Here is a 1,837-nt window from a genome sequence, read left to right on the forward strand (position 1 = left end):
CCTGCCCGCCGTGCCGGTGGGCGCTGCGGCCGCGCCGACCGCGGCGGAGCTGACCACGCCCCCCATTCAGGCGCGGCCGGAACGCAATGTCGAACTGCTGACCCAGTCCAGGGTGCGCGGCGACGACGAATTCGACCTGCCGCCCGAAAGCGACCCGCGCTAGATTTTGGCGCCGGCATTTCTAGGATAGACTGACTTGGACCATTTTACCTATGTCGATGGCGCGATGCTGGCGGAGCAGGTGCCGATGGCGGAGATCGCCGCGCAGGTCGGCACGCCCGTCTATATCTATTCCACCGCGACCCTGACCCGCCATGTCGCCGTGTTCCGCGAGGGGCTGTCGCAAATCCACGATCCGCTGATCGCCTTCGCGGTGAAGGCCAATCCCAACGCCGCCGTGCTGGCGACGCTGGCGAAGCTGGGCCTGGGCGCGGACGTCGTGTCGGCGGGCGAATTGCTGCGCGCCATCGCGGCGGGCATCCCGGCGGAGCGCATCGTCTTTTCCGGCGTCGGCAAGACGGCGGACGAAATGCGCATCGCGCTGGAACAGGGCATCTACCAGTTCAATCTGGAAAGCGAACCCGAAGCGGAAATGCTCTCCGAAGTCGCCTTGTCGATGGGCAGGAAGGCCCCGGTCGCCTACCGCATCAACCCGGATGTCGACGCAGGCACCCATGCGAAGATCTCCACCGGCAAGTCGGAAAACAAGTTCGGCATCCCCTATGACCGGGCGCTCGCCAGCTATGCCGCCGCCCGCGACCTGCCCGGCCTGGACGTGCAGGGCGTGGCGGTCCATATCGGCAGCCAACTCACCGACCTGACGCCGCTGGAGGCCGCTTTCATCAAGGTCGGCGCGCTGATCGAAAGGCTGCGGGCGGCGGGCCATGACATCCGCACCGCCGATCTCGGCGGGGGCCTCGGCGTCCCCTATGACCCGTCGCAGCCGCTGCCGCCCAGCCCCGCCGACTATGGCGCGATGGTGACGCGGATCACGCAGGGCTGGAACGTCCGCCTGATGTTCGAACCGGGCCGCCTGATCGTCGGCAATGCGGGCGTGCTGCTGTCGCAGGTGGTGCGGGTGAAGCAGGGCGCGCAGGCCCCGTTCGTCATCGTCGACGCGGCGATGAACGACCTGCTGCGCCCCAGCCTTTATGACGCATGGCACGACATCCGCGCCGTCCATCCGAAGGGCGAGCGCGCCGCCGCCAATGTCGTGGGGCCGGTGTGCGAGACCGGCGACACCTTCGCCATGCATCGCGACATGGACGTGGTGGGCGCGGGCGACCTGGTCGCCTTCATGACCGCGGGCGCCTATGGCGCGACCATGGCGAGCACCTATAACAGCCGCGCCCTGACCCCCGAAGTGCTGGTGTCGGGCGACAAATGGGCCGTGGTCCGCGCCCGTCCGCCGATAGAGGCGCTGATCGAGGGCGACAGCATTCCCGCCTGGATAGCGTCGGAAGGCGTGCAGGACTGATGCACAGCCTGCCCGTCTTCCTGCGGTTGCAAGGGCGGGCCGTCATCCTGACCGGCGAGGGCGAGGCGGCGGACGCCAAGCGCCGCCTGCTGGAACGGGCCGGGGCGCGCATCGTGGGCGAGGGGGAGGAGGCCGCGTTCGCCATCGTCGCGGACGGTGACGAGGCGACCGTGCAGAGGCTCCAGGCGCGCGGCATATGGGTGAACGCCACCGACCGGCCCGACCTGTGCGACTTCACTTTGCCCGCCATCGTCGACCGCGATCCGGTGCTGATCGCCATCGGCACCGGCGGCGCTTCGGCCGGGCTGGCCAAGGCGCTGCGGCAACGGCTGGAGGCTCTGCTGCCCGCCCGGCTGGGCG

General features: G+C 69.4%; 2 protein-coding genes. Both read left to right on the forward strand.

Going from position 1 to position 1,837, the window contains the following annotated elements; translation table 11 throughout:
• The first annotated feature begins 196 nt into the window (after positions 1–196).
• Complete coding sequence (gene lysA / locus L286_RS25200) at positions 197–1,477, forward strand: diaminopimelate decarboxylase (protein WP_021222896.1); 1,281 nt, start codon at positions 197–199, stop codon at positions 1,475–1,477.
• The coding region (locus L286_RS25205; RefSeq protein WP_021222897.1) for a precorrin-2 dehydrogenase/sirohydrochlorin ferrochelatase family protein at positions 1,477–1,837 on the forward strand (361 nt) is incomplete at its 3' end. The genes lysA and L286_RS25205, both read left to right, overlap by 1 nt.

The sequence above is a fragment of the Sphingobium sp. HDIP04 genome (assembly GCF_000445085.1).
GTDB lineage: Bacteria > Pseudomonadota > Alphaproteobacteria > Sphingomonadales > Sphingomonadaceae > Sphingobium > Sphingobium indicum.